The sequence below is a fragment of the Amycolatopsis sp. 3B14 genome, assembly GCF_050958625.1.
In the GTDB taxonomy this organism is placed as follows: domain Bacteria; phylum Actinomycetota; class Actinomycetes; order Mycobacteriales; family Pseudonocardiaceae; genus Amycolatopsis_E; species Amycolatopsis_E thermoflava.
Map to the genome: position 1 here is coordinate 1 of NZ_JBHZEN010000013.1, position 22,095 is coordinate 22,095.

Below are 22,095 nucleotides of genomic sequence, written 5' to 3' on the forward strand. Positions count from 1 at the left end.
CCAGGGCCGCAAGGTTGGCATCTCAACTCACGCGAGAAGCGGAGGTTGCGGCCCTGGCTCAAGGTGATCGTCCAGTGTCAGGCGACGGGATGACCACCCAGCTCACCTGTGCATGTGGGCTAGCGGCCGCTGGGGCTGAGGTTCAGCATCTTCCCGGCCAGCCCCCGGGCCCGCACCGACAGCTTCTTCGCCACGTCCCGCAGCACCTCCGACGCGGGCGCGTCGGGTTCGGCGAGGACCAGCGGCGTTCCGGCGTCACCCTGCTCGCGCAGGCGCGGGTCGAGCGGCACCTGACCCAGCAGCGGCACCTCGGAGCCCACCGACTTCGACAGCGAATCGGCCACGGTCTTGCCGCCGCCGGAGCCGAAGATCTCCATCCGCTCGCCGGAGGGCGTCTCCAGCCACGACATGTTCTCGATGACCCCGGCGACCCGCTGCCGCGTCTGCATCGCGATCGCGCCGGCCCGTTCGGCGACCTCCGCGGCGGCCTGCTGCGGCGTGGTGACCACCAGGATCTCCGCGTTCGGGATCAGCTGGGCGACCGAGATCGCGATGTCACCGGTGCCCGGCGGCAGGTCCAGCAGCAGGATGTCCAGGTCGCCCCAGAACACGTCGGCCAGGAACTGCTGCAGCGCGCGGTGCAGCATCGGGCCGCGCCACACCACCGGGGTGTTGCCTGGGGTGAACATGCCGATGGAAATGACCTTCACGCCGTGCGCCTGCGGCGGCATGATCATCTGCTCGACCTTCGTCGGCTTCTCGCGCGCACCCAGCATGCGCGGCACCGAGTGGCCGTAGATGTCCGCGTCGACCACGCCGACCGACAGCCCGCGCTGGGCCATCGCCACCGCGAGGTTGACCGTGACGCTCGACTTGCCGACCCCGCCCTTGCCGGACGCGACGCAGTACACCCGCGTCATCGAGCCCGGCTGGGCGAACGGGATGACCGGCTCCGCGGCGTCGCCGCGCAGCTGTTTCCGCAGCTCGGTGCGTTGCTCGTCGCTCATCACGTCGAGCTCGACCCGGACCTCGCGCACCCCGGGGAGCTTGCCGACCGCGGCCTTGGTGTCCTTGGTGATGGTGTCCTTGAGCGGACAGCCGGCCACCGTCAGGTACACCGCGACCGAGACGACACCGTCCTCACCGACCGCGACGTCCTTGACCATGCCGAGCTCGGTGATGGGCTTGCGGATCTCGGGGTCGTGAACGTCCTTCAGCGCCGCGCGGACGTCCTCGACACTGGGGATCTGCTGCGTACTGGTCACCCCACCATGCTACGGACCGGTAATGGCCTCTGCCTGGGCCCTATTGCTTTTGCCACGTCGCGGCTTCGTGTTGAGGTCCTCACGCAGCTTGTCCAGCTCCCCGCGCAGGTAGTCGCGGGTGGCGACCTCACCGACCGCCAGGCGCAGCGCGGCCAGCTCGCGCGCCAGGTACTCGGTGTCGGCCTTGGTCTGCGCCGCCCGGTGCCGGTCCTCCTCCAGCGACACCCGGTCCCGGTCGTCCTGCCGGTTCTGCGCGAGCAGGATCAGCGGCGCCGCGTACGCCGCCTGGGTGGAGAAGGCCAGGTTGAGCAGGATGAACGGGTACGGGTCCCAGCGCAGCGCGGCCGCGCTCAGGTTGACGATAATCCACACGATGACGATGAGGGTCTGCCAGAACAGGTACTTCCCGGTGCCCAGGAACCGGGCCAGCCGCTCGGACAGGCGTCCGAAGCTGTCCGGGTCGATGCTGACCAGTGGACCCCGTCCGGATCGGGGCTGGTCGAGGCGGCGCCGCGCGGTCAACTCAGGCACTGTCGATCTCCTGTCCCTCGGTGATGTCGTGCAGCCCGGTCTCGCGCCAGCGGTCGGGCAGCAGGTGGTCGAGCAGGTCGTCGACCGTGACGGCACCCAGCAGGTGGTCCTGGTCGTCCACGACTGGACCGCACGCCAGGTTGTAGGCCGCGAAGTAACGGGTGATCTCCGGTAGGTCGGCGTCCGGGCCGAGAGCGGGCAGGTCGGTGTCCACGGCGCTGGCGACCAGTTCCGCGGGTGGTTCCCGGAGCAGGCGCTGGAAGTGCACGCACCCCACGTAGCGGCCGGTCGGGGTCTCGGTCGGCGGACGGCACACGAACACGAGGCTGGCCAGCGCGGCCGGCAGGTCGGGGTTGCGGATGTGCGCCAGCGCCTCGGCGATCGTGGCGTCCGGGGCGAGGATGACCGGTTCCGGCGTCATCAGGCCGCCCGCGGTGTCGGACGAGTAGGTGAGCAGGCGCTTCAGCGGCTCGGACTCGTCCGGGTGCATCAGGTCGAGCAGACGGCTCTGCTCGGCCGGGGCCAGCTCGGCGAGCAGGTCGGCCGCGTCGTCCGGGTTCATCGCCTCCAGGATGTCGGCCGCTCGCTCCTCAGCCAGGTGCGCGAGCAGTTCCTTCTGGTCCTCCTCGGGCAGCTCCTCCAGCACGTCGGCGAGCCGCTCGTCGTCCATCGAGTCGACCACCTCGTGCCGCCGCTTGGTCGGCAGGTCGCGCATGGTCGCGGCGATGTCGACGGCCCGCATGGTGTCGAACAGCATCAGCAGCTGCCCGGCGCCCTGCGGCTGCCCGGTGAGGTCGGTCAGGCCCAGCCCGCGCACCTCCGACCAGGGCAGGACCTGCAGCGACGACCGCCGCCTTCCGATGCCGAGCCGTCCGGAGCGCTCGCGGACGGCGAGCTTGGCCAGCACCCAGTCGCGGGTGCGGACCGGTTCCATCGCCGCGTCGGCGACCGTGACGCGGGCGTCGGTGGAGGCCAGCCGGGCCTGCGCGTCGATCAGCTGCCCGAGCACGAGGACCTCGTTGGGCCTGCGGTGGAAGCGGCGCATGTTGACCGAGCCGGTCGCGAGCGTGACGGCGTTCGGCTCGATCGCGGTGACCCGGAGCATCGGCACGAACACCCGGCGCCGGGTGGCCAGCTCGACCACGAGCCCCAGCACCCGCGGCGGCTGCTGGTCGAGCCGTAGGCCGGCGACCAGGTCGCGCACCTTGCCGATGGACTCGCCGTCCGGTCCGAAGACCGGCAGGCCGGCCAGCTGGGCGGCGAAGACCCTGTTCACCATACCGCCAACCCTATTCGAGCGCCGCCTGCTCGGCGATCGCACTGAGGATCGCCACGCTGGGGAAACCGCCGTGCTCGGCGGCCCACAACCAGTTGTCCACGGCCCGCACGAGCGTCCAGGCGCGGGCGCGGTCCGGGTCCAGCCCGGCGGCCAGCACCCGCATCCGTTCGTCTACTGTGGACTCTCCGAATCGGTTCCACAGCAGGGGGATCAGGCCGAACTCCGGGTCCCCGGCGATCGGCTGAGGGTCGATCACCAGCCATGGTTCCCGTGTGCCGGCAAGGATGTTCTCGTAGTGCAGGTCCTGATTGACCAGTGACGTCCCGGCCGCCGGCCCGAGGTCCCGGCACACGGCGACCGCGGCGTCGAGCAACCGCTTCGGCACGGGCCCGCCCAGCCGCGCCCAATCGGCGGGCATCTCCTCGGCGAACCGGGCCGCCTCATCGCGCAGCGTGCGGCCGAGCGGGGGAGCGGGGACGGTCAGCCGGTGCAGCAGCCCGCGCGTGATCTCCAGCGCCTTGTCCAGCGGCTCGGTGAGCAGCGGGCGGGACGCGTCGAGCCGCTCCAGCAGCAGCGCGCCGCGGGCGCTTTCCAGCAGCCGCACGGCTCCCCGGCCATCCCAGGCGGCCAACGCCACCGGCTCGTCGCGGGTGCCGTCGTCCTGCCAGGCGAGCTTCAGCACGAGCGGTTCGCCGTCGCGGCGCACCGGGAACACCAGCGCGGTATACCCGTGCCACGGCGGGCCTTCGATCACCAGACCCCACCGGCGGCAGCACCAGTCCGCCAGTTCCGGCAGCGCGGCCAGCCACGGCCGCACCACGTCGCCCTCGTTGTCGATCAGGCGTTGTGAAAACTCCCCCGGTACCCGCACCTCACCCAGAGTGCCAGTGATCGGGCACTTCCCAACCGGTGTGACGGGGGTAACATCGCGTCAAGGGACACGCACCCCCGGGAGCCGCCATGCTGGCCGAAATCCTCTCCATAGTCGCGGCCGTGGGAGTCACCGGGCTCGCCATGAGCGTTCGCGTCGTGAAGCAGTACGAGCGCGGGCTGATCTACCGCTTCGGCCGGGTCTCCTCGGCCATCCGGGAGCCCGGCCTGACCATGCTGATGCCGATCGCGGACCGGCTGCAGAAGGTGAACATGCAGATCGTCACCCTGCCGGTGCCCGCGCAGGAGGGCATCACGCGGGACAACGTGACGGTCCGGGTCGACGCGGTCGTGTACTTCAAGGTCATCGACCCCGTGGTCGCCGCCGTCAACGTGCAGGACTACCGGTTCGCCGTCGGGCAGGTGGCCCAGACCTCGCTGCGCTCCATCATCGGCAAGAGCGACCTGGACGACCTGCTGTCCAACCGTGAGCGGCTCAACCAGGGGCTCGAGCTGATGATCGACAGCCCGGCCCTGGACTGGGGCGTGCACATCGACCGCGTGGAGATCAAGGACGTCGCGCTGCCGGAGTCGATGAAGCGGTCGATGTCGCGCCAGGCCGAGGCCGAACGCGAGCGCCGGGCGCGGGTCATTTCCGCCGACGGCGAGCTGCAGGCGTCCCACAAGCTGTCCGAGGCGGCGGGCGTCATGGCCGACACCCCGGCGGCGCTGCAGTTGCGCCTGCTGGAGACGGTGGTGCAGGTGGCGGCGGAGAAGAACTCCACCCTGGTGCTGCCGTTCCCCGTGGAGCTGCTCCGCTTTCTCGAACGGAGCACCGCCCAGCCGGGGAACGTGAGCGAGCAGCCCGCGAACGGGCAGGCGCCGATCCCGAGGCAGTCGGAGGAGTCCGCCTCCGGGTGAGGCGCGCCATATGCGGGAAGGCGGGACGGGGACCATACTCGCCGGTAATTCCGCCCGCTGACACAGGAGTCGCCCCATGGCCCGTCTGGCCCAGACCGCCGGTCTCACCGACGTGCAGTCGGAGATCCTGTCCACGGTTCGCTCGTTCGTGGACAAGGAGATCATCCCGCACGCCCAGGAGCTGGAGCACGCGGACGCCTACCCGGCGGACATCGTCGAGGGCATGAAGGAGATGGGCCTGTTCGGGATCACGATCCCGGAGGAGTACGGCGGGCTGGGGGAGTCGCTGCTGACCTACGCGCTCGTGGTCGAGGAGATCGCGCGCGGCTGGATGAGCGTCTCGGGTGTCATCAACACGCACTTCATCGTGGCGCACATGATCTCCCGGCACGGCACGCCGGAGCAGAAGCAGAAGTACCTGCCGAAGATGGCGGCGGGCGAGGTCCGCGGTTCGTTCTCGATGTCCGAGCCCGACCTCGGCTCGGACGTGGCGGCCATCAAGACCCGCGCGCGGCGGGACGGGGACGACTACGTCATCGACGGGTCGAAGATGTGGCTGACCAACGGCGGCTCGTCGAACCTGATCGCGTTGCTGGTGCGCACCGACGAGGGCGCGGAGAAGGCCCACCAGAACCTGACGACGTTCCTGGTGGAGAAGCCGGAGGGCTTCGGCGAGGTGGCGCCGGGGCTCACCATCCCGGGCAAGATCGACAAGATGGGCTACAAGGGCGTCGACACCACCGAGGCGGTGTTCGACGGCTTCCGCATCCCCGCCTCGCAGGTCCTCGGCGAGGCGCCGGGCCGGGGTTTTGCGTTCATGATGGNNCGACGTGGCGGCGGGCATGGCTAAGCTCATCGCCTCCGAGTACTGCGCCGAGGTCACCCAGGAGGCCTTCCGCATCCACGGTGGCTACGGCTACAGCAAGGAGTACGAGATCGAGCGCCTGATGCGGGAGGCGCCGTTCCTGCTCATCGGCGAGGGCACCAGCGAGATCCAGAAGACGATCATCAGCCGCGGCTTGCTGCGCGAGTACCAGTCCCGCTCCTGAGGGCACGGCCCGCCCACCGCCCGGGGGCGGGCCGTTATGCCTTCGCGACCATCGACAGCCCGCCCGTCGCGAGGGCGAACACCCGGACGAGCGCCCCGCCGACCGCGGAGTCGAGGTCGAGCCGTTCGAGCGAGGCGAACCGCTCGGGAGTGAGGTCGATCGTGACGATCCCACCGGTCCCAGCGCGATCCGTGGCCGCGAACAGCGCCAGGCACCGGTAGGCCCGCACGCTCCCGCCGCGCTCCTCGCGCATCAGCGACTGCAGGAGCACGGCTCCCGGCCGGACCTGGCCGCGGAGCGCCTCAACCGAGCTCCACCGTGTCGCGAAACCGCGGGACTCCGCCTCCGCCTGTATTTCGAGCAGTGTTCCGAAGCTGATCTCGCACACGCGGAAGTCGGCGTCGGCCGAGTCGATCAAGGGCACCGGTGCATCATCCTCGCCGAAGGCGGTTGGAGTGTCGGGTTCGCGTGGTTTCATAGGGGTTGGCAGGATGAAGTCACTCGATCACTACGACAGCACAGGTGATGACCGTGACCAGCCCGTTCTCCTCCGGCGGCCGTCAAGCACAGGGCCTGCCGCGCTTGCCGACGCCGCCCACGGGATGGCCGATCGGCTCCTACGCCACCTACCAGGAGGCGCAGCGGGCGGTCGACTACCTCGCTGACAACCAGTTCGCGGTCGAGGACGTGACCATCGTCGGCGTGGACCTGATGCTCGTCGAACGGGTGCTGGGCCGCCTGTCGTGGGGCCGCGTCCTCATGACGGGCGCGATCTCCGGCGCCTGGTTCGGCCTGTTCGTGGGTTTCCTGCTGGCCATGTTCGCCTCCGGCGCGGAGGTCACCTACCAGCCGATCCTGGTCGGCCTGGTGTCCGGTGTGCTGTTCGGCCTGGTGTTCGCGGCCATCAGCTACGCCTCCTCGCGCGGCCGTCGCGACTTCGCCTCGGCCAGCCAGCTCGTCGCCGGCCGCTACGACGTCCTGTGCCAGCCGCGCAACGCGGAGCAGGGCCGTGACCTGCTGGCGAAGCTCGCGATGCGGCCATCCGGGTCATCGAGCTGAATCGTGACCTCCACCGCTTGCGGGCGGTGATCGCCGGGCATAGTTTGACTTCCCACCGATCGTGCGACCCGGGTTGACACCCTCGGGTTGCTTGATTGCATGCACGACGGCGTGCGGGGTGGGTCTCCCGCCGGCCGCGTGCCGAGGAGGAGGCCTGATGGGGAACGGTACGAGCCGGGGCAGGCCGCCCGGCCGGATCGCAGCGGCGGTCGGCGCGAGCGTCCTGACCGCCGGTCTGGTGACCGCGTGCGGATCCGAAGAGGGGATCACGCTCAACCTGTACTACGCGCCGGAGGACACGTTCCAGACGGTCGTGGACAACTGCAACGCCAAGGCGGCGGGGCGCTACAACATCGTCTACAACAAGCTGCAGCGCGGCGCCGACGACCAGCGGGTGCAGATGGCGCGCCGGCTCGCCGCCGGTGACGACGGCCTGGACATCCTGGGCCTCGACGTCACCTGGGTGCCGGAGTTCGCCGAGGCGGGCTGGGCCGAGGAGTGGACCGGCACCAACCGCGAGCAGGCCGAGGCGGGTGTGCTGCCGGGGCCGCTGGCCACCGCGACCTGGAACGGCAAGCTGTACGCCGCGACGAAGAACACCAACGTCCAGCTGCTCTGGTACGACGACCGCATCACGCCGCAGCCGCCCGCGACCTGGGACGAGATGATCGCCGAGGCCGAGCAGCTCAAGGCGGCGGGCAAGCCGCACAACATCCTGTTCACCGGCGCCCAGTACGAGGGCCTCGTGGTCATCTACAACACGCTCGTCGCGTCCGCGGGCGGGCACATCCTCTCCGACGACGGCAAGTCCGTGGTCATGGACGAGGGCGCGGTGCAGGCCCTGGAGATCCTCAAGCGGGTCACCTCCAGCGGCATCACCGACCCGTCGCTGACGAACATGAAGGAGGACGAGACCCGTCAGGCCTTCCAGCGCGGCAACGGCGCCTTCGAACTGAACTGGCCGTTCGTGTACGCGTCCTACGCGGAGGAGCAGCCGCAGGACCTGCCGCACTTCAAGTGGTCGACCTACCCGGCCGTCGATCCCGGCGTCCCGGCCCGGACCACGATCGGTGGCTACGACCTCGCCGTCAGCTCGACCTCGAAGCACAAGCCCGAGGCGTTCGAGGCGGCGCTGTGCCTGCGCAGCCAGGAGAGCCAGAAGTTCTCCGCGCTCAACGACGGCGTGCCGCCGAGCATCGAGGCGCTCTACACCGACGAGACCCCGCTCGACCCGACCAAGCCGGTCAACGCGGACGACAACCCGAGCATGGCCACCGCGTACCCGATGCGGGACGCGATCTTCGCCGCGCTCAAGGACCCCGCGGTGCGCCCGCTGACCCCGGCGTACCAGAGCCTGTCGACCGTGATCTCCAAGGTGCTGTCGCCGCCGTCGGAGATCGACCCGCAGAAGACCGCCGAAGAGCTGCGCACGAAGCTGACCGACGCGCTGAACTCGAAAGGGGTGATCCCGTGAGCACGGTCGAGGACGTTTCCACGACGCCACAGACCACGGCGAAACCGGGGAAACCGGCCCTGAGCGAAGGGAAGCGGGCGGAGCGGCGGCTGGGCTGGCTGCTGTGCGCTCCCGCGGCCTTCGTGATGGTCGCGGTCACCGGTTATCCGATCGCGTACTCGATCTGGCTGTCCCTGCAGCGGTACGACCTGCGGTTCCCGAACGACACCGAGTTCGTCGGCCTCGCGAACTACGCGGCCGTGCTGTCGGACTCCTACTGGTGGACGGCGTTCGCCACGACCGTGGTGCTCACCGTGGTCTCGGTGGCCATCGAGCTGGTGCTCGGCATGCTGCTGGCGCTGATCATGCACCGCACGCTCGTCGGGCGCGGTCTGGTGCGCACGGTGGCGCTGATCCCGTACGGGATCGTGACCGTGGTCGCCGCGTTCTCCTGGTACTACGCGTGGACCCCGGACACCGGGTACCTGGCGAACATCCTGGCCGGGGATTCGGCGCCGCTGACGCAGTACCTGCCGTCGATGGCGATCATCATCCTGGCCGAGGTGTGGAAGACGACGCCGTTCATGGCGCTGCTGCTGATGGCCGGGCTCGCGCTGGTGCCGGACGACCTGCTCAAGGCCGCCGCGATGGACGGTGCCAACGGGTGGCAGCGGTTCATCAAGGTGATGGTGCCGGTGATGAAGCCGGCGATCCTGGTGGCGCTGCTGTTCCGCACGCTCGACGCGTTCCGCATCTTCGACAACATCTACGTGCTCACCGGCGGCCAGAACGACACGTCGTCGGTGTCCATGCAGACCTACAACAACCTGATCAAGGGGCTGAACCTGGGCATCGGGTCGACGATGTCGGTGCTCATCTTCATCACGGTCGCGATCATCGCGTTCATCTTCATCAAGCTGTTCGGCACCGCGGCGCCGGGCAGTGACCAAGGGGGGAAGCGCTGATGGTGATGGGCGGAGCGGTCACCACCGGCCGCAGGACGAGATGGACCCTCATCGACATCCTGGTGGTGGTCTACGCGCTGGTGCCGGTGCTGTGGATCCTGTCGCTGTCGTTGAAGACCAAGGACACCATCGACGACGGGAAGTTCATCCCGCGGTCGTGGACCCTGCAGAACTACGCGGACATCTTCCAGACCCTGGACTTCGTGCGGGCGCTGATCAACTCGATCGGCATCTCGCTCATCGCGACGCTGATCGCGGTGGTCCTGGGGACGATGGCGGCGTACGCGATCGCGCGGCTGGACTTCCCCGGCAAGCGGCTGCTGGTCGGGATCTCGCTGCTGATCGCGATGTTCCCCCAGGTGTCGCTGGTGAGCCCGCTGTTCAACATCGAACGGACGCTGGGGCTGTTCGACACGTGGGCGGGCCTGATCCTGCCGTACATCACGTTCGCGCTGCCGCTGGCGATCTACACGCTGTCCGCGTTCTTCCGGGAGATCCCGTGGGAGCTGGAGAAGGCGGCCAAGATGGACGGCGCCACGCCGGGCCAGGCGTTCCGCCGGGTCATCGCGCCGCTGGCGGCGCCCGGCGTGTTCACCACCGCGATCCTGGTGTTCATCTTCTGCTGGAACGACTTCCTGTTCGCCATCTCGCTGACCTCGACCAACGCGTCGCGGACGGTGCCGGCGGCGTTGTCGTTCTTCACCGGGGCCTCGCAGTTCGAGGACCCGACCGGGACGATCTGCGCCGCAGCGGTCGTGATCACCATCCCGATCATCCTGTTCGTGTTGTTCTTCCAGCGCCGCATCGTCGCGGGGCTGACCTCCGGTGCGGTGAAGGGGTAGCGCCAATGGCTGAGATCGTGCTGGACAAGGTGAGCAAGCGCTATCCGGACGGTGCGCTCGCCGTGTCCGAAGTGGACCTGCAGGTCGCCGACGGCGAGTTCATCATCCTGGTCGGTCCGTCCGGGTGCGGGAAGTCGACCACGCTGAACATGGTGGCCGGGCTGGAGGACATCTCCTCCGGCGAGCTGCGCATCGACGGCGAGCGGATGAACGAGAAGGCGCCGAAGGACCGGGACATCGCGATGGTGTTCCAGTCCTACGCGCTGTACCCGCACATGAGCGTGCGGGAGAACATGGCCTTCCCGCTGCGGCTGGCCAAGGTGGACGACGCGACGGTCAAGGCGAAGGTCGAGGAGGCGGCCGAGATCCTGGACCTGACGCAGCACCTGGACCGCAAACCGTCCAACCTGTCCGGTGGCCAACGGCAGCGGGTGGCTATGGGACGCGCGATCGTGCGCAGCCCCAAGGCGTTCCTGATGGACGAGCCGCTGTCCAACCTGGACGCGAAGCTGCGCGGGCAGATGCGGACGTCGGTGTCGAAGCTGCAGCGCCAGCTCGGCACCACCACGCTGTACGTCACGCACGACCAGACGGAGGCCATGACGCTGGGCGACCGGGTCGTGGTGCTGCGGGCGGGGTACGTGCAGCAGATCGGTTCGCCGCAGTTCCTCTACGACCACCCGACCAACCTGTTCGTGGCCGGGTTCATCGGTTCGCCGTCGATGAACTTCGTGCCTGCCACGCTGGAGGAGGGGAGCCTGAAGAGCGCGCTGGGCACGGTCCAGCTGCCGGACCGATTGCGGCGGCTGGCCGAGGAGGCCGGTGCGCCGCGTGAGGTGATCGCCGGCATCCGGCCGGAGCACTTCGAGGACGCCGGGCTCCTGGAGGAGTCCGCCCGCGCCGGCGGTTGCGTGTTCAGCGCCCACGTCGACGTGCTGGAGTCGATGGGCTCCGAGAAGTACGCGTACTTCACGGTCGAGGGCGAGCTGGCCACGACGTCGGAGCTGGCCGAGCTGGCGGCGGACGCCGGAGCGGACGACGTGCCGGGCGGCGGAGCCTCCATGACGGCCCGGTTGTCCCCCGCGTCGGCCGCCCGGGAGGGCGGCACGCTCGACGTCTGGTTCGACGTGCAGAAGGTCCAGCTGTTCGACCCGGCGTCGGGGAAGAACCTGACCTACGAGGGCTGAGGAGTCCGTTCGGGCCGGAGCCCCACTGTCACCCGCGGGTGGTGCTCCGGCCCGTTCTCGGCTTGGCCTGACAGCATCGTTGCTCGCCTCCGCCGGGCCGGCCTGCTGTGGGAACCCGAAACGCCGACCACGCGCCCCGACCCGGCCGCGGTGACCGCCGCGGCCCGCCGCGCGGCCGCGACCGGCCCTTTGGCCGCCGACCTGATCAGCGAAGAGCGCGGCCCGCGGTGAGGGGTTTCGCGGTGGCCGGGGACGTCGGGCGACTTGGGAGTCCGCCGACGGCGGCGCGGCCCGTGTGGATGATGTCTGCGTCCAGCGGTGTTCGTCCGGCTGAACGGGCAGGCCGGGTGGCTGGGCGCGCGTGCGCGCGGAGTGGGCCGTCGGTCGGGATGTCGGCTGGGGGTGGCTGTGCTGCCGGTGGCTCGGGGCCGCACGGAGCGGGGCTGCCGTGATCGGCGTGCCCGGGCATGGTCGGCCGGCGGGTGGTGCCGCCCGGGCGGACGGAGCACCGGCCGGGCAGCGAGCAGGTCCGGGATGGTCGTCTCCCAGATCGCGCGCGTCGAGATCTCGGCCGCGCTCTGGCGCAAGCACCGCCATCTCCGCGGGGGACGCTCGCCTGCTGGTGTCCGCCTTCGCGGCCGACTACCACGGCACGCCGGACGAGCCACCCCGGTTCGCCGTCGTTCCGGTGACCCCGATCGACCTCGACATCGCCGCCAGAGGTCGAGTGCCCTGAAGACTCTCTCAGCCGCGGGCGGGCATTCTCACCTCAACAACGGGAGGTGGCCGATGACCCGCTCGGCGGTGCCGCGATGATCTTCCTCGGGGTGGTCTGCGCGGTCCTCGGGGCGGTCGCCGCCGCGTTCGGGGCCTGGTTGCAGCACCGCGGTGTCACCACGACCGGCCGCACGAACCCGGCCGCCCTCCTGCGCAACCCGGTCTGGCGGCTGGGTGTCCTCGTGCTCACCACCTGCACCGTCCTGCAGGCGCTCGCCCTCGCGTTCGCCCCCGTCACCGTCGTGACCCCGGTCGTCGTGCTGGCGCTGCCGATCCTGACCGTCCTCAACGGACCCCGCGACCACGTCACGCGCGCCGCCGTCGCCGCCGTCACCCTTGCCGTCGCGGTGTTCGTCACCCTGACCGCGCGCGACGCGCGGCCCAGCACGATCCCGCCGGACACCGTCGTCGACGCGGGTCAGCTCGTCGGCGCCCTCGTCATCGCCCTCGTCGCCGTCGCCGCGCTCGCCCAGGGCATCGCCCGCAGCGCGGCCCTCGCCGTCGCCGCCGGGGCCGGCTACGGCCTGGTCGCCGTGCTCACCCGGGACGTCCTGCACTCCGACGGCCTGCCCGTGCTCTCGCTGCTCGCCGCGGTGCTCGCGTTCACCACCGCCGCCTGGCTCGTCCAGCACGCCTACGCCAGCGGGCCGCCGGACGTCGTCGTCGGGTGCCAGACCGCCGCCAACCCGGTGGTCGCCACCGCGCTCGGCATGACCGTCCTCGGCGAAGCGCCCGAACTCGACCTGCCGGTCCTCGCCGCGTGCGGGGCCACCGCGATCGCCGGCGTCGCGGTGCTCGCGGTCCGGCGCCACCACCTCAACGCCGGGAGTGCCACGCCTTCATCGCGCAGTCCAGCATCTCGTGGTCCAGCGGCGGAACCGGCAGCTCCTGCCGCTCCCCGCCGTCCGCGCGCAGTCCGTCCAGCAGCATGGTCAGGTACCGCTGCCACAGGTCCGGGGCCACGTCGTGCGAGTACTCCACGACCGACACGACCATCTTGAACAGCACCGGGCAGTCCGTCTCGACGAAGTCCGCGCGCAACGCGCCGCTGTCCTTCGCCCGCTGCACCAGCTCGGTCACCACCGGGATCATCCGGTCCTTGACCCGCGCCACCTCGACCTGGCCGAACGCGTTGCTGAGCAAGGTGTCCCGCATCCCGCGGTCGGCCGCCATCATGGCGACGGCCTCCCACACGAACTTGCGGAAACCCTCCCACGGATCCGGATCGGCCAGCGCCGCGCGGGCGTTCTCTTCGATCTCCTCCACGCGGCGCGCGAACATCGCGTCGATCAGGTGTTCCTTGTTCGGGAACCGCCGGTAGACCGTGCCGACGCCCAGCCCCGCCGCGTGCGCCACGTCGTCCAGCGTCGCGTCGAAACCCCGCTCCCGGAACACGTCCCTGGCCGCCGACAGGATCCGCAGCCGGTTCCGTTCGGCGTCGCGCCGCAGCGGCCGCGGCGATGCGGCGCGCAGTGTGTCCCGCGTCATGAAACCCATTCTACCAAACCTGAGATAGCTCCTCCGGTTTTTGGGTACGGTGGGAAGCGAAGGGGAGGTCCCCACTCCACATACGTCTGCGAGGACCGGAATGACGCAAACCACCTACGTCGAGCCCGCCGGGGGGAGACCAGCCGGCTCGACGGCCGACCCGCACCACGCGCGGCGCTGGCTGATCCTGGTGATGATCGGGCTGGCCCAGCTGATGGTCGTGCTCGACGCGACCATCGTGAACATCGCGCTGCCCACCGCCCAGCACGAACTGGGCTTCTCCAGCGACGCCCGCCAGTGGGTCGTCACCGCCTACGCGCTCGCCTTCGGCAGCCTGCTGCTGCTCGGCGGCCGCGTCAACGACCTGTTCGGCCGCAAGCGCGCCTTCCTCATCGGCCTCGCCGGCTTCGCGCTCGCCTCGGCGGTCGGCGGCGCCGCGAACGGCATCGAGATGCTGATCGTCGCCCGCGCCGCGCAGGGTGTGTTCGGCGCGCTGCTCGCGCCCGCCGCGCTGTCGCTGCTGACCACCACGTTCACCGACCCGAAGGAACGCGGCCGCGCGTTCGGCATCTTCGGCGCGATCGCAGGCGGGGGTGCCGCGGTCGGACTGCTGCTCGGCGGGGTGCTCACCGAGTACCTCGACTGGCGCTGGTGCATGTTCGTCAACATCGTCTTCGCGGTGATCGCCTTCGCCGGCGGCTCCAGCCTGCTGCGGCACCGGCCGTCGGAGGACCGGCCGAAGCTGGACATCCCGGGCACGGTCGTCTCGACCCTGGGCCTGTTCGCCGTCGTCTACGGCTTCGCCAACGCCGAGACCCACGACTGGTCTTCGCCGCTGGTGTGGGGTTTCCTGGCGGCCGGTGTGGTGCTGCTCGGCGTGTTCGTCCGCATCGAGACCCGGGTGGCGCACCCGCTGCTGCCGATGCGCGTGCTGCTCGACCGCAACCGCGGCGGCGCCTACCTCGCGGTGTTCCTGCTGGGCATCGGGATGTTCGGCATCTTCCTGTTCCTGACCTACTACCTGCAGCAGAACCTCGGGTTCACGCCGATCACGTCCGGCCTGGCGTTCCTGCCGATGGTCGGCACGCTGATGGTGAGCGCGACGCTGTCCACCAGCGTGCTGCTGCCGCGCGTCGGGCCGAAGGTCCTCGTCGGCGCGGGAATGGTGATCGCCGCGGCCGGGCTGTTCTGGCTCAGCGGCATCGACTCGGCCAGCACCTACGCCAGCGGCGTGCTGTTCCCGCTCATGGTGGCCGGCGTCGGCATCGGCCTGTCGATGGCGCCGTCGATGAACGTCGCCATCTCGGGTGTCGACCCGCACGACGCCGGGGTCGCCTCGGCGACGGTCAACACCGGCCAGCAGATCGGCGGCTCGATCGGGACCGCGCTGCTCAGCTCGGTCGCCGCCGACGCCGCGAGCTCGTTCGTCGCGGGCAAGACGCCGACGCCGCAGCTGCTGGCGGACGCCGCGATCCACAGCTACACCACGGCGTTCACCTGGGCGGCGGGCATCTTCCTGCTCGGCGCGGTCGTCTGCGGACTGCTGATCAAGCCGGGTGTGCCGGAAGAGGCCGATACGGACATGCCGGTCGTTCACGCGTGACGGAAGCCCGCCGGTGCGTCAGCGCCGGCGGGCTCGCAGCGCTTCGATGACCTCGTCGTCCCAGCGGTGCTGGCGGATCAGGCGGTAGCGCTCCCCGGCGACCCACATGTAGGCCTCGGCCTCGGTGCGGTCGCCGACCAGCTCCGCCTGCCGCATCATCTCCACCACCGGCAGGTACTCCTCCTCGTACCAGCGTCGCGCGATCGTGGCGCGGTCGAGGAACTTCCCCTCGGACTGCATCAGCCGGAAACCCCACGCCTCGACGTGCTCGCCGAGGTGCGCGTAGTCCCACGGGTCGCTCACCACGATCGCCGCCCGCGCCTCGCCGGACAGCGGCACCCGCGACAGGAACAGCCGCCGGTAGTCCTTCACGATCAGGTCGCCCCGGTAGCGGATGCCCTTCGGGTTGAGCTTGGTGTGCACCTCGGTCACCGCGGCCTCGATGGTCTCCAGCCCCAGCGCGTAGGCCACCGACACCCGGTGGTGCCCGTCGATCACGAAATGCAGGTCGCCGACCCGGTACACCTCGATCGGCGGGATGTGCTCGCCGCGGCGGGCGGCCAGCGCGAGCCGTTCCCACCGTTCCCGCACCCGGCCGGACGTCGGCCGGAACCGCCGGTCGAAGTCGCGGCCCCGGTCGACGCTGCCGACGATCGAGTTCAGCGGGATCACCCGCAACCCGATCCGCCGCTCGCTCACATACCCGAGCGAGTCCACGACCTCGTCGAACGGCAGCATGATGTTGACGTCGTCGGGCTCCCGGCGCAGCCAGTTCGCCAGCCGGGACAGCACCTGCCGCCGCCGGGCGCGCAGGAAGTCGTGCTCGGCGTCGGCGCGGGGGAAACCGGTGTCCCGTGCCGCGTTCACGCGCGCACCTCGTGCGGGGTGAACGCGATGAGGTGCCTGCCGACGACGTTGCGGACGCGCGTGTCGCCCATCCGGTGCTCCCTGGGGTGTTCGCCGTAGGGGTGGATGTGCCCGTGCAGCAACCAGTCCGGCCGCATCTTCTCGACCGTCCGGTGCAGGCAGTCGAAGCCCTGGTGCGCCGGGTCTTCGCGGTCGCCGACGCCGCGCGGCGGGGCGTGCGTGAGCAGGACGTCGACACCGCGCCCGTCCCGCCGGTGCCTGCGCGCCGCCTGCCGCACCAGCCGCCGGGCGCGCCGGGCCTGCTGCGCCTGCGTCCACTGGTTGGGGCCCTCGTTGTAGCGGACCGAGCCGCCGAGGCCGGCGATCCGCAAGCCGCAGACGTCGACGACCCGGCCGTCGGCGTTGATCGCGCCGGCCGGCCCCGGCCAGGCCTGCGGGAAACCGGCGCGCATGAACAGGCCGCCGTGACGGGTGAACCCGGACAGGTCCGGGTCGTGGTTGCCGGGCACGAACACGCACGGCACGCCGCCCAGCGAGTCGGTCAGGAACTCCAGGTAGTCGAACGGCAGGTCACCGGCGGCCAGGACGAGGCCGACCTCGCAGCCGGGGCCGACACCGGCCCACAGCTGCTCGTCGACCTCGTCGGAGACCACCAGCGCGCGCATGCCTCCACGATAGGTACTCGTCAGTGGGCCTGCGCGAGTTCCGGGTGATCGGCGATCAGCACCGCCACCACCGCGATCCACACCAGGGTCAGGGCGAGGGCCCAGAACTTGAGGCTCGTGAGCAGTCTGGTCATCGGAGAACTCCTTCCAGCGAACAGGTCAGGAAAGGGTCAGAGCCACTTGTTCTTCCTGAATATTCGATAGAGAAGCAGGCAGATCCCGAGAATCAGCACGAGAACCGCCGGATACCCGAACTTCCAGCGCAACTCCGGCATGTAGTCGAAATTCATGCCGTAAATACCCGCGATCATCGTGGGAACGGTGATCATGGCCGCCCACGAGGTGATCTTGCGCATGTCGGTGTTCTGCTGGAGCGTGATCTTGGCGACCGTCGCGTTGACCAGGGTCGTCAGCAGCTCGTCGAAGTTGCCCACCCGCTCCGACACGGTGGTCAGGTGGTCGTCGACGTCACGGAAGTACGACCGGACCTCGTCGGGGACCAGCCGGGTGAAGCCCTCCGCGAGCCTGCGCACCGGCGTGACCAGCGGCATCACCGCGCGGCGCAGCTCCAGCACCTCGCGTTTCATGAGGTAGATCTGCTCCGCGCTGACCGACGAGCGGGGCGCGAACACCCGCGCCTCCATCTCGTCGATGTCCTCCTCGATCGAGGAGGTGACGTCGAGGTACTGGTCGACGATGAGGTCGGTGATGGCGTGCAGCACCGCGGCCGGGCCGTTCGTCAGCCGCTCCGGGTCCTCGTCGAGGTCGCGGCGCAGCCGGGCCAGCCCGGAGTGCGCCCCGTGCCGGACGGTGATGATGAAGTCCAGCCCGAGGAACGCCATCAGCTCGCCGGTCTCCACGATCTCGTTGGCCGTGGTCGGCGACTCGTGCTCGACGTAGCGGACCGTCTTGAGCACCATGAACAGCGTGTCGTCGTAGCGCTCCAGCTTGGGCCGCTGGTGCGCCTGGACGGCGTCCTCCACGGCCAGCTCGTGCAGGCCGTAGACCTCCGCGATGCCCTGGATCTGCTGCTGGTCCGGCTCGTGCAGGCCGATCCAGACGAACCCGTCGCGCCGGCGCCGGACCTCCTTGATGGCCTCGGCGTGCGTCCAGCGCCCAGGCAGCCGCTCGCCGTCGACGTACACGGCGCAGTCGACGATGTAGGCCGACACGGGCACCGGCACGGGCGGCTCGACCCGGCCGGCTCGGCCGTTGCCCCGGCCGCGCAGGCCACCGAGGGAGGGAATCGCAGGCATGGGATCTCCTGGCTTTCGCAGTGCGTACCACGACCGCCGGGCGGGCAGGAATGCGTCCGCTCGGCTCTACCAGCGTTTCCCGGGCGAAATGCGCCTAACGCGCGGAAATGGTTCCGGCCACGTGGAGGGAAACGCTGGGTTTACTAGGGAGCGGACTATCGCCACTACTCATCTTGCGTTCCTCACCTCCTCCAGCCGGACCGGCAACGTGGCGGCTGTCGCGTTGACGCACCGCCGCCATTGGTCGAGGGTACTCCTCAACATCAGTTGACGTCGCTCCAGGTCGGTGTGGCGTTACCCGCAGGGAGGTCGACCAGTGCAGTTCGGGCGGTACTTCGAGGAGTTCGAGGTGGGTGCGGTGTACAAGCACTGGCCAGGCAAGACGGTGACCGAGTACGACGACCACCTGTTCTGCCTGCTCACCATGAACCACCACCCGCTGCACATGGACGCGCACTACGCGGCGGAGACCACCGACTTCGGCAAGAACGTCGTGGTGGGCAACTACATCTACTCGCTGCTGCTGGGCATGTCGGTGCCGGACGTGTCGGGCAAGGCGATCGCGAACCTGGAGATCGAGTCGCTGCGGCACGTCAAGCCGACCTTCCACGGTGACACCATCTACGGTGAGACCGAGGTGCTGGACAAGACCCCGTCGAAGTCGAAGGACGACCGGGGCGTGGTGTACGTGGAGACCCGGGGCTACAAGCAGGACGGCACGATCGTGTGCATCTTCCGCCGCAAGGTCCTGGTGCCGAAGCAGAACTACGGTGAGGCGCGTGGGGGCGAGCAGCCGGGCCGTCCCGTTCCGCACGAGTGAGGGAGAGCGCGTGACGATCGGGTTGGCCGAAGCCAAGCGTCGGCTGGACGAGTTCGCGGGGAGCGCGGCGGGCGAGTCGCCGCTGTACGAGCACCTCGCGTCCAAGGCTGCCGAGGACGACGAGGTGGCCGGCCTGCTGGCCGCCGCGCCCGAGGAGGCGAGCCCCGCGCTGTTGTTCGCGGTCGCCCACCGGCTGGTCCAGGCCGACCCGATCCACCCGCTGTACCGGTACTACCCCGCGCTGGGCGGGTCCTACGGCGTGGACGACGAGACGTGGCCGCTGTTCCGCGAGTTCCTGCTCGCGCACGCCGGCGAGGCGGCGGGCATGCTCGAGTCGCGGTCGCTGGCGAACAACGAGGTGCGGCGGGCCGCGTCGGTGTTCCCGGCGGTCGCGATGGCGGCCAAGCAGGCAGGCGGCAAGATCGCGCTGCTCGAGGTCGGCACCGCGGGCGGGCTGCTGCTCGGGATGGACAAGTTCGCCTACCGGTACCAGTGCGACGGCGGCGAGCAGCTGGTCGCCGGGCCCGCCAAGGCGGCGGTCGGGCTGCACTGCGCGCTCGACCTGGCGCCCGGCGCGGTGCTGCCGAAACTGCCGAAGAAGCTGACCGTCGTGGCACGCGCCGGGCTCGACCCCCGGCCGCTGGATCTGTCCGATGAGGACGAGCTGGCGTGGCTGGAGGCCTGCGTGTGGGGCGACCAGCCGGACCGGGTGCGGCTGCTGCGGGCGGCCGCGCTGGCGCAACGCAAGTCGCCGCCGCAGATCGTCGCCGGGGACGCGGTCGGCGCGTTCGACGAGGCTCTCGCCCTGCTGCCCGCGGACGTGCCGCTGGTGGTGCTCACCTGCCGGACGATGGGGCACATGCCGGATGCCGACCGCGGCGAGTTCCTGTCGCGGCTGGCCGCGCTGGGCGAGTCGCGTCCACTGTGGTGGGTCATGGACGAGACGTACGAGCACGGGTTGTCCGCCGTGCTGCCGGGGCGGGACGAGCTGGCCTTCGCCAACGACGGCCAGACGACGCTCGGCCTGGCGCGGCGCACGTCCGGCGGCTGGGACGCGGTCGCGCTGGCCCGCACCACGCGCTACGGCGCCCGGATGACCTGGCTGGCCGCCTAGCTGTTGTGTGCCGGCGGCCACTGCGGTGAGGATGTGGTCATGGCTGACACGTGGTTCACCCCGCTGACCCCGCTGGCCTTCCTGGAGCGCTCCGCCGAGGTCTTCCCGGACAAGGAAGCGATCGTCTACCGCGATCGCCGCGTGACCTACCGCGAGTTCGCCGCGGAGGCCACCCGCGTGGCGCACGCGCTGCGGGCGAGCGGCGTCGAGCCGGGGGACCGCGTGGCCTACCTGCTGCCGAACATCCCGGAGATGCTGGTCGCGCACTTCGCGGTGCCGCTCGCGGGCGCGGTGCTGGTGGCGATCAACACCCGGCTCGCGCCCGCCGAGATCCGCTACATCCTGGCGCACTCGGGGGCGAAAGTGCTGGTCGTCGACGCCGCGCTGCACCCCTCGGTGCCGCCGGACACGGGCGTGGACGTCGTGACGGTGGTGGACGGCGCGGAGCCCGACCCGGCCGTCGGCGGCATCACCTACGACGAGCTGCTGGCGCGGGGCAGCGACGAGCCGCTGCCGTGGAGCGTCGCGGACGAGCGGTCGACGATCTCGATCAACTACACGTCCGGGACCACCGGCAGGCCGAAGGGCGTCCAGTACCACCACCGCGGCGCGTACCTGAACTCACTCGCCGAGATCATCCACTCGGGGCACACGCCGGAGTCGAAGTACCTGTGGACGTTGCCGATGTTCCACTGCAACGGCTGGTGCACGACGTGGGCGGTCACCGCGATCGGCGGCACCCACGTGTGCTTGCGGGCGGTCGACGCGGCCGAGATCTGGCGGCTGCTGGACGGCGAGGGGATCACGCACCTCAACGGCGCGCCGACGGTGCTGAACACGATCGCCGGGTACTCCGGTGCGCACCCGCTGCCGCGGGAGGTCGTGGTGACCACGGCGGGGGCGCCGCCGTCGCCGACCGTGATCCGGCGGATGACGGACCTGGGCGCGCGGCTGGTGCACGTGTACGGGCTGACCGAGACGTACGGGCCGTACACGGTGTGCGAGGCGCAGGAGGGGTGGGTCAAACTCGACATCGCCGAGCGGAGCCGGCTGATGGCGCGGCAGGGCGTCGGGATGCTGGTGACCGACGGGATCCGGGTGGTGGACGAGCAGATGCGCGACGTGCCCCGCGATGGTGTCACGATGGGCGAGGTCGTGATGCGTGGGAACAACGTGATGTCCGGTTACTTCGCCGACCCCGAGGCGACGGAGAAAGCGTTTCGCGGCGGCTGGTTCCACTCCGGTGACCTGGGCGTGTGGCACCCGGACGGCTACATCCAGCTGCGCGACCGGGCGAAGGACATCATCGTCTCCGGCGGCGAGAACATCTCCACGATCGAGGTGGAGGCGGCGCTGGACTCGCACGAGGCCGTCGCGGAGGTCGCGGTGGTCGGCGTGCCGGACGAGAAGTGGGGCGAGCGGCCGAAGGCGTACGTCGTGCTGCGGCCGGGCGCGTCGGCGACGGCGGACGAGCTGCGGGCGCACGTGCGGGAACAGATCGCGCGGTTCAAGGTGCCGGACCAGGTCGAGTTCGTGGAGGCGCTGCCCAAGACGTCGACAGGGAAGATCCAGAAGTTCCAGCTCCGCGACCGCGAGTGGGGTGGTTCGGAGGCCCGCATCCAGGGCTGACCGCGGCCGCCGGCCGCCCCAACGACGGCCTCGCCCAGCCGACCCACCGCGACGGGCCCGCGGCACTGCCGCGGCGGGCCGTGCCGTGCCGCATGGGGCTGCGGCACTGCCGCGGCGGCCGGCGCACTGCCGCATCGGGTCGCCCCACTGCCACGTCGCGCCGCCCCACCGCCGCGACGGGCTGCGCCACTGCGGCATCGAGCCGCGACACCTCCGCATCGGGCCGCGCCACTGCCGCGACCGGCTGCCCCATCGCCGCGTCGGGCCAGGCCACTGCCGCAACGAGCGACGTCACCGCAGCGACGGGCCCGCGCCGCATCGGGCCGCCCCGTTGCCGCACCGCCCCACCGCCACATCGGGCCGGGCCACCGCCGCGACCGGCCAACCCCTTCCGCACCGGGCAGGACGGCGCCGGGCCGTGGCTACTCCGGGCAGCGTGCTGGCGGTTCCGGGCG

General features: G+C 70.5%; 19 protein-coding genes and 1 pseudogene. 11 read left to right on the forward strand and 9 right to left on the reverse strand.

The features are described 5' to 3' along the window. Nucleotides 1–119: 119 nt before the first annotated feature. From ACCP09_RS07850 to ACCP09_RS07865, 4 genes are read right to left on the reverse strand one after another with little or no spacing between them, the layout of a single operon-like run. Nucleotides 120–1,265, reverse strand: a complete 1,146-nt coding sequence (locus tag ACCP09_RS07850; RefSeq protein WP_027932394.1) for an Mrp/NBP35 family ATP-binding protein — start codon at nt 1,263–1,265, stop codon at nt 120–122. Between the two features lie 9 nt (nt 1,266–1,274). Then, entirely contained in the window at nt 1,275–1,796 is a 522-nt protein-coding gene (locus ACCP09_RS07855; protein WP_027932393.1) for a DUF1003 domain-containing protein, read from the reverse strand. Beyond that, nucleotides 1,789–3,075, reverse strand: a complete 1,287-nt coding sequence (locus ACCP09_RS07860) for a magnesium transporter MgtE N-terminal domain-containing protein (protein ID WP_037322653.1) — start codon at nt 3,073–3,075, stop codon at nt 1,789–1,791. Before ACCP09_RS07860 ends, ACCP09_RS07855 begins: the two co-directional genes overlap by 8 nt. A 10-nt stretch (nt 3,076–3,085) precedes the next feature. Continuing rightward, the gene (locus tag ACCP09_RS07865; RefSeq protein WP_433744497.1) at nt 3,086–3,946 is read right to left on the reverse strand and encodes an aminoglycoside phosphotransferase family protein; all 861 of its coding nucleotides are present in this window, start codon (nt 3,944–3,946) and stop codon (nt 3,086–3,088) included. An 89-nt stretch (nt 3,947–4,035) separates the two neighbouring features. Between ACCP09_RS07865 and ACCP09_RS07870 the strand changes: the two genes are divergently transcribed. Together ACCP09_RS07870 and ACCP09_RS07875 are read left to right on the forward strand one after the other, a co-directional pair. Continuing rightward, nucleotides 4,036–4,866 carry a slipin family protein gene (locus ACCP09_RS07870; protein WP_027932391.1) on the forward strand — a complete coding sequence of 277 codons (831 nt, stop codon included), beginning with the start codon at nt 4,036–4,038 and terminating at the stop codon, nt 4,864–4,866. 76 nt (nt 4,867–4,942) lie between these two features. Further along, nucleotides 4,943–5,915: pseudogene (locus ACCP09_RS07875) on the forward strand (acyl-CoA dehydrogenase family protein). 34 nt (nt 5,916–5,949) lie between these two features. Here ACCP09_RS07875 and ACCP09_RS07880 read toward each other — a convergent pair. Beyond that, nucleotides 5,950–6,339: a hypothetical protein gene (locus tag ACCP09_RS07880; RefSeq protein WP_433744500.1), complete on the reverse strand. Its 390-nt coding sequence runs from the start codon at nt 6,337–6,339 to the stop codon at nt 5,950–5,952. A 101-nt stretch (nt 6,340–6,440) separates the two neighbouring features. On the opposite strand from ACCP09_RS07880, the gene ACCP09_RS07885 reads away from it, so the two are divergent. The 5 genes from ACCP09_RS07885 to ACCP09_RS07905 all read left to right on the forward strand — a co-directional run bounded on the left by ACCP09_RS07885 (nt 6,441) and on the right by ACCP09_RS07905 (nt 11,421). Beyond that, nucleotides 6,441–6,974, forward strand: a complete 534-nt coding sequence (locus tag ACCP09_RS07885; protein WP_017986924.1) for a general stress protein — start codon at nt 6,441–6,443, stop codon at nt 6,972–6,974. Between the two features lie 157 nt (nt 6,975–7,131). Next, nucleotides 7,132–8,448 carry an ABC transporter substrate-binding protein gene (locus ACCP09_RS07890; RefSeq protein WP_027932388.1) on the forward strand — a complete coding sequence of 439 codons (1,317 nt, stop codon included), beginning with the start codon at nt 7,132–7,134 and terminating at the stop codon, nt 8,446–8,448. Further along, the gene (locus ACCP09_RS07895) at nt 8,445–9,392 is read left to right on the forward strand and encodes a carbohydrate ABC transporter permease (RefSeq protein ID WP_017986926.1); all 948 of its coding nucleotides are present in this window, start codon (nt 8,445–8,447) and stop codon (nt 9,390–9,392) included. The genes ACCP09_RS07890 and ACCP09_RS07895 overlap by 4 nt, the downstream gene beginning before the upstream one ends. Continuing rightward, on the forward strand, nt 9,392–10,234 hold the full coding sequence (locus tag ACCP09_RS07900; protein ID WP_027932387.1) for a carbohydrate ABC transporter permease: 843 nt from the start codon (nt 9,392–9,394) through the stop codon (nt 10,232–10,234). Before ACCP09_RS07895 ends, ACCP09_RS07900 begins: the two co-directional genes overlap by 1 nt. 5 nt (nt 10,235–10,239) lie before the next feature. Next, nucleotides 10,240–11,421, forward strand: coding sequence for an ABC transporter ATP-binding protein (locus ACCP09_RS07905; RefSeq protein WP_027932386.1), 1,182 nt, complete (start codon nt 10,240–10,242; stop codon nt 11,419–11,421). 1,593 nt (nt 11,422–13,014) lie between these two features. Here ACCP09_RS07905 and ACCP09_RS07910 read toward each other — a convergent pair. Continuing rightward, a complete protein-coding gene (locus ACCP09_RS07910; RefSeq protein WP_123683834.1) occupies nt 13,015–13,695 on the reverse strand; it encodes a TetR/AcrR family transcriptional regulator in 681 nt (226 codons plus the stop codon). Between the two features lie 91 nt (nt 13,696–13,786). Between ACCP09_RS07910 and ACCP09_RS07915 the strand changes: the two genes are divergently transcribed. Continuing rightward, the gene (locus ACCP09_RS07915) at nt 13,787–15,289 is read left to right on the forward strand and encodes an MFS transporter (protein ID WP_433744507.1); all 1,503 of its coding nucleotides are present in this window, start codon (nt 13,787–13,789) and stop codon (nt 15,287–15,289) included. 18 nt (nt 15,290–15,307) lie between these two features. Here ACCP09_RS07915 and ACCP09_RS07920 read toward each other — a convergent pair whose 3' ends face one another. The 3 genes from ACCP09_RS07920 to ACCP09_RS07930 all read right to left on the reverse strand — a co-directional run bounded on the left by ACCP09_RS07920 (nt 15,308) and on the right by ACCP09_RS07930 (nt 18,077). Beyond that, a complete protein-coding gene (locus ACCP09_RS07920) occupies nt 15,308–16,156 on the reverse strand; it encodes a chromosome partitioning protein ParB (RefSeq protein ID WP_433744510.1) in 849 nt (282 codons plus the stop codon). After that, on the reverse strand, nt 16,153–16,821 hold the full coding sequence (locus ACCP09_RS07925) for a metallophosphoesterase family protein (protein ID WP_027932381.1): 669 nt from the start codon (nt 16,819–16,821) through the stop codon (nt 16,153–16,155). Before ACCP09_RS07925 ends, ACCP09_RS07920 begins: the two co-directional genes overlap by 4 nt. A 170-nt stretch (nt 16,822–16,991) precedes the next feature. Further along, nucleotides 16,992–18,077, reverse strand: a complete 1,086-nt coding sequence (locus tag ACCP09_RS07930; protein ID WP_027932380.1) for a magnesium and cobalt transport protein CorA — start codon at nt 18,075–18,077, stop codon at nt 16,992–16,994. 316 nt (nt 18,078–18,393) lie between these two features. On the opposite strand from ACCP09_RS07930, the gene ACCP09_RS07935 reads away from it, so the two are divergent. Genes ACCP09_RS07935 through ACCP09_RS07945 form a run of 3 tightly spaced genes read left to right on the forward strand, consistent with a single transcriptional unit; the run spans nt 18,394 to nt 21,640 of the window. Then, entirely contained in the window at nt 18,394–18,897 is a 504-nt protein-coding gene (locus ACCP09_RS07935; protein WP_020420921.1) for a MaoC family dehydratase, read from the forward strand. A gap of 10 nt (nt 18,898–18,907) precedes the next feature. Further along, nucleotides 18,908–20,011 (forward strand): DUF2332 domain-containing protein, encoded by a 1,104-nt coding sequence (locus tag ACCP09_RS07940; RefSeq protein ID WP_027932379.1) that lies wholly within the window; start codon nt 18,908–18,910, stop codon nt 20,009–20,011. A gap of 39 nt (nt 20,012–20,050) precedes the next feature. Then, on the forward strand, nt 20,051–21,640 hold the full coding sequence (locus ACCP09_RS07945; RefSeq protein WP_027932378.1) for an acyl--CoA ligase family protein: 1,590 nt from the start codon (nt 20,051–20,053) through the stop codon (nt 21,638–21,640). Nucleotides 21,641–22,095: the final 455 nt, after the last annotated feature.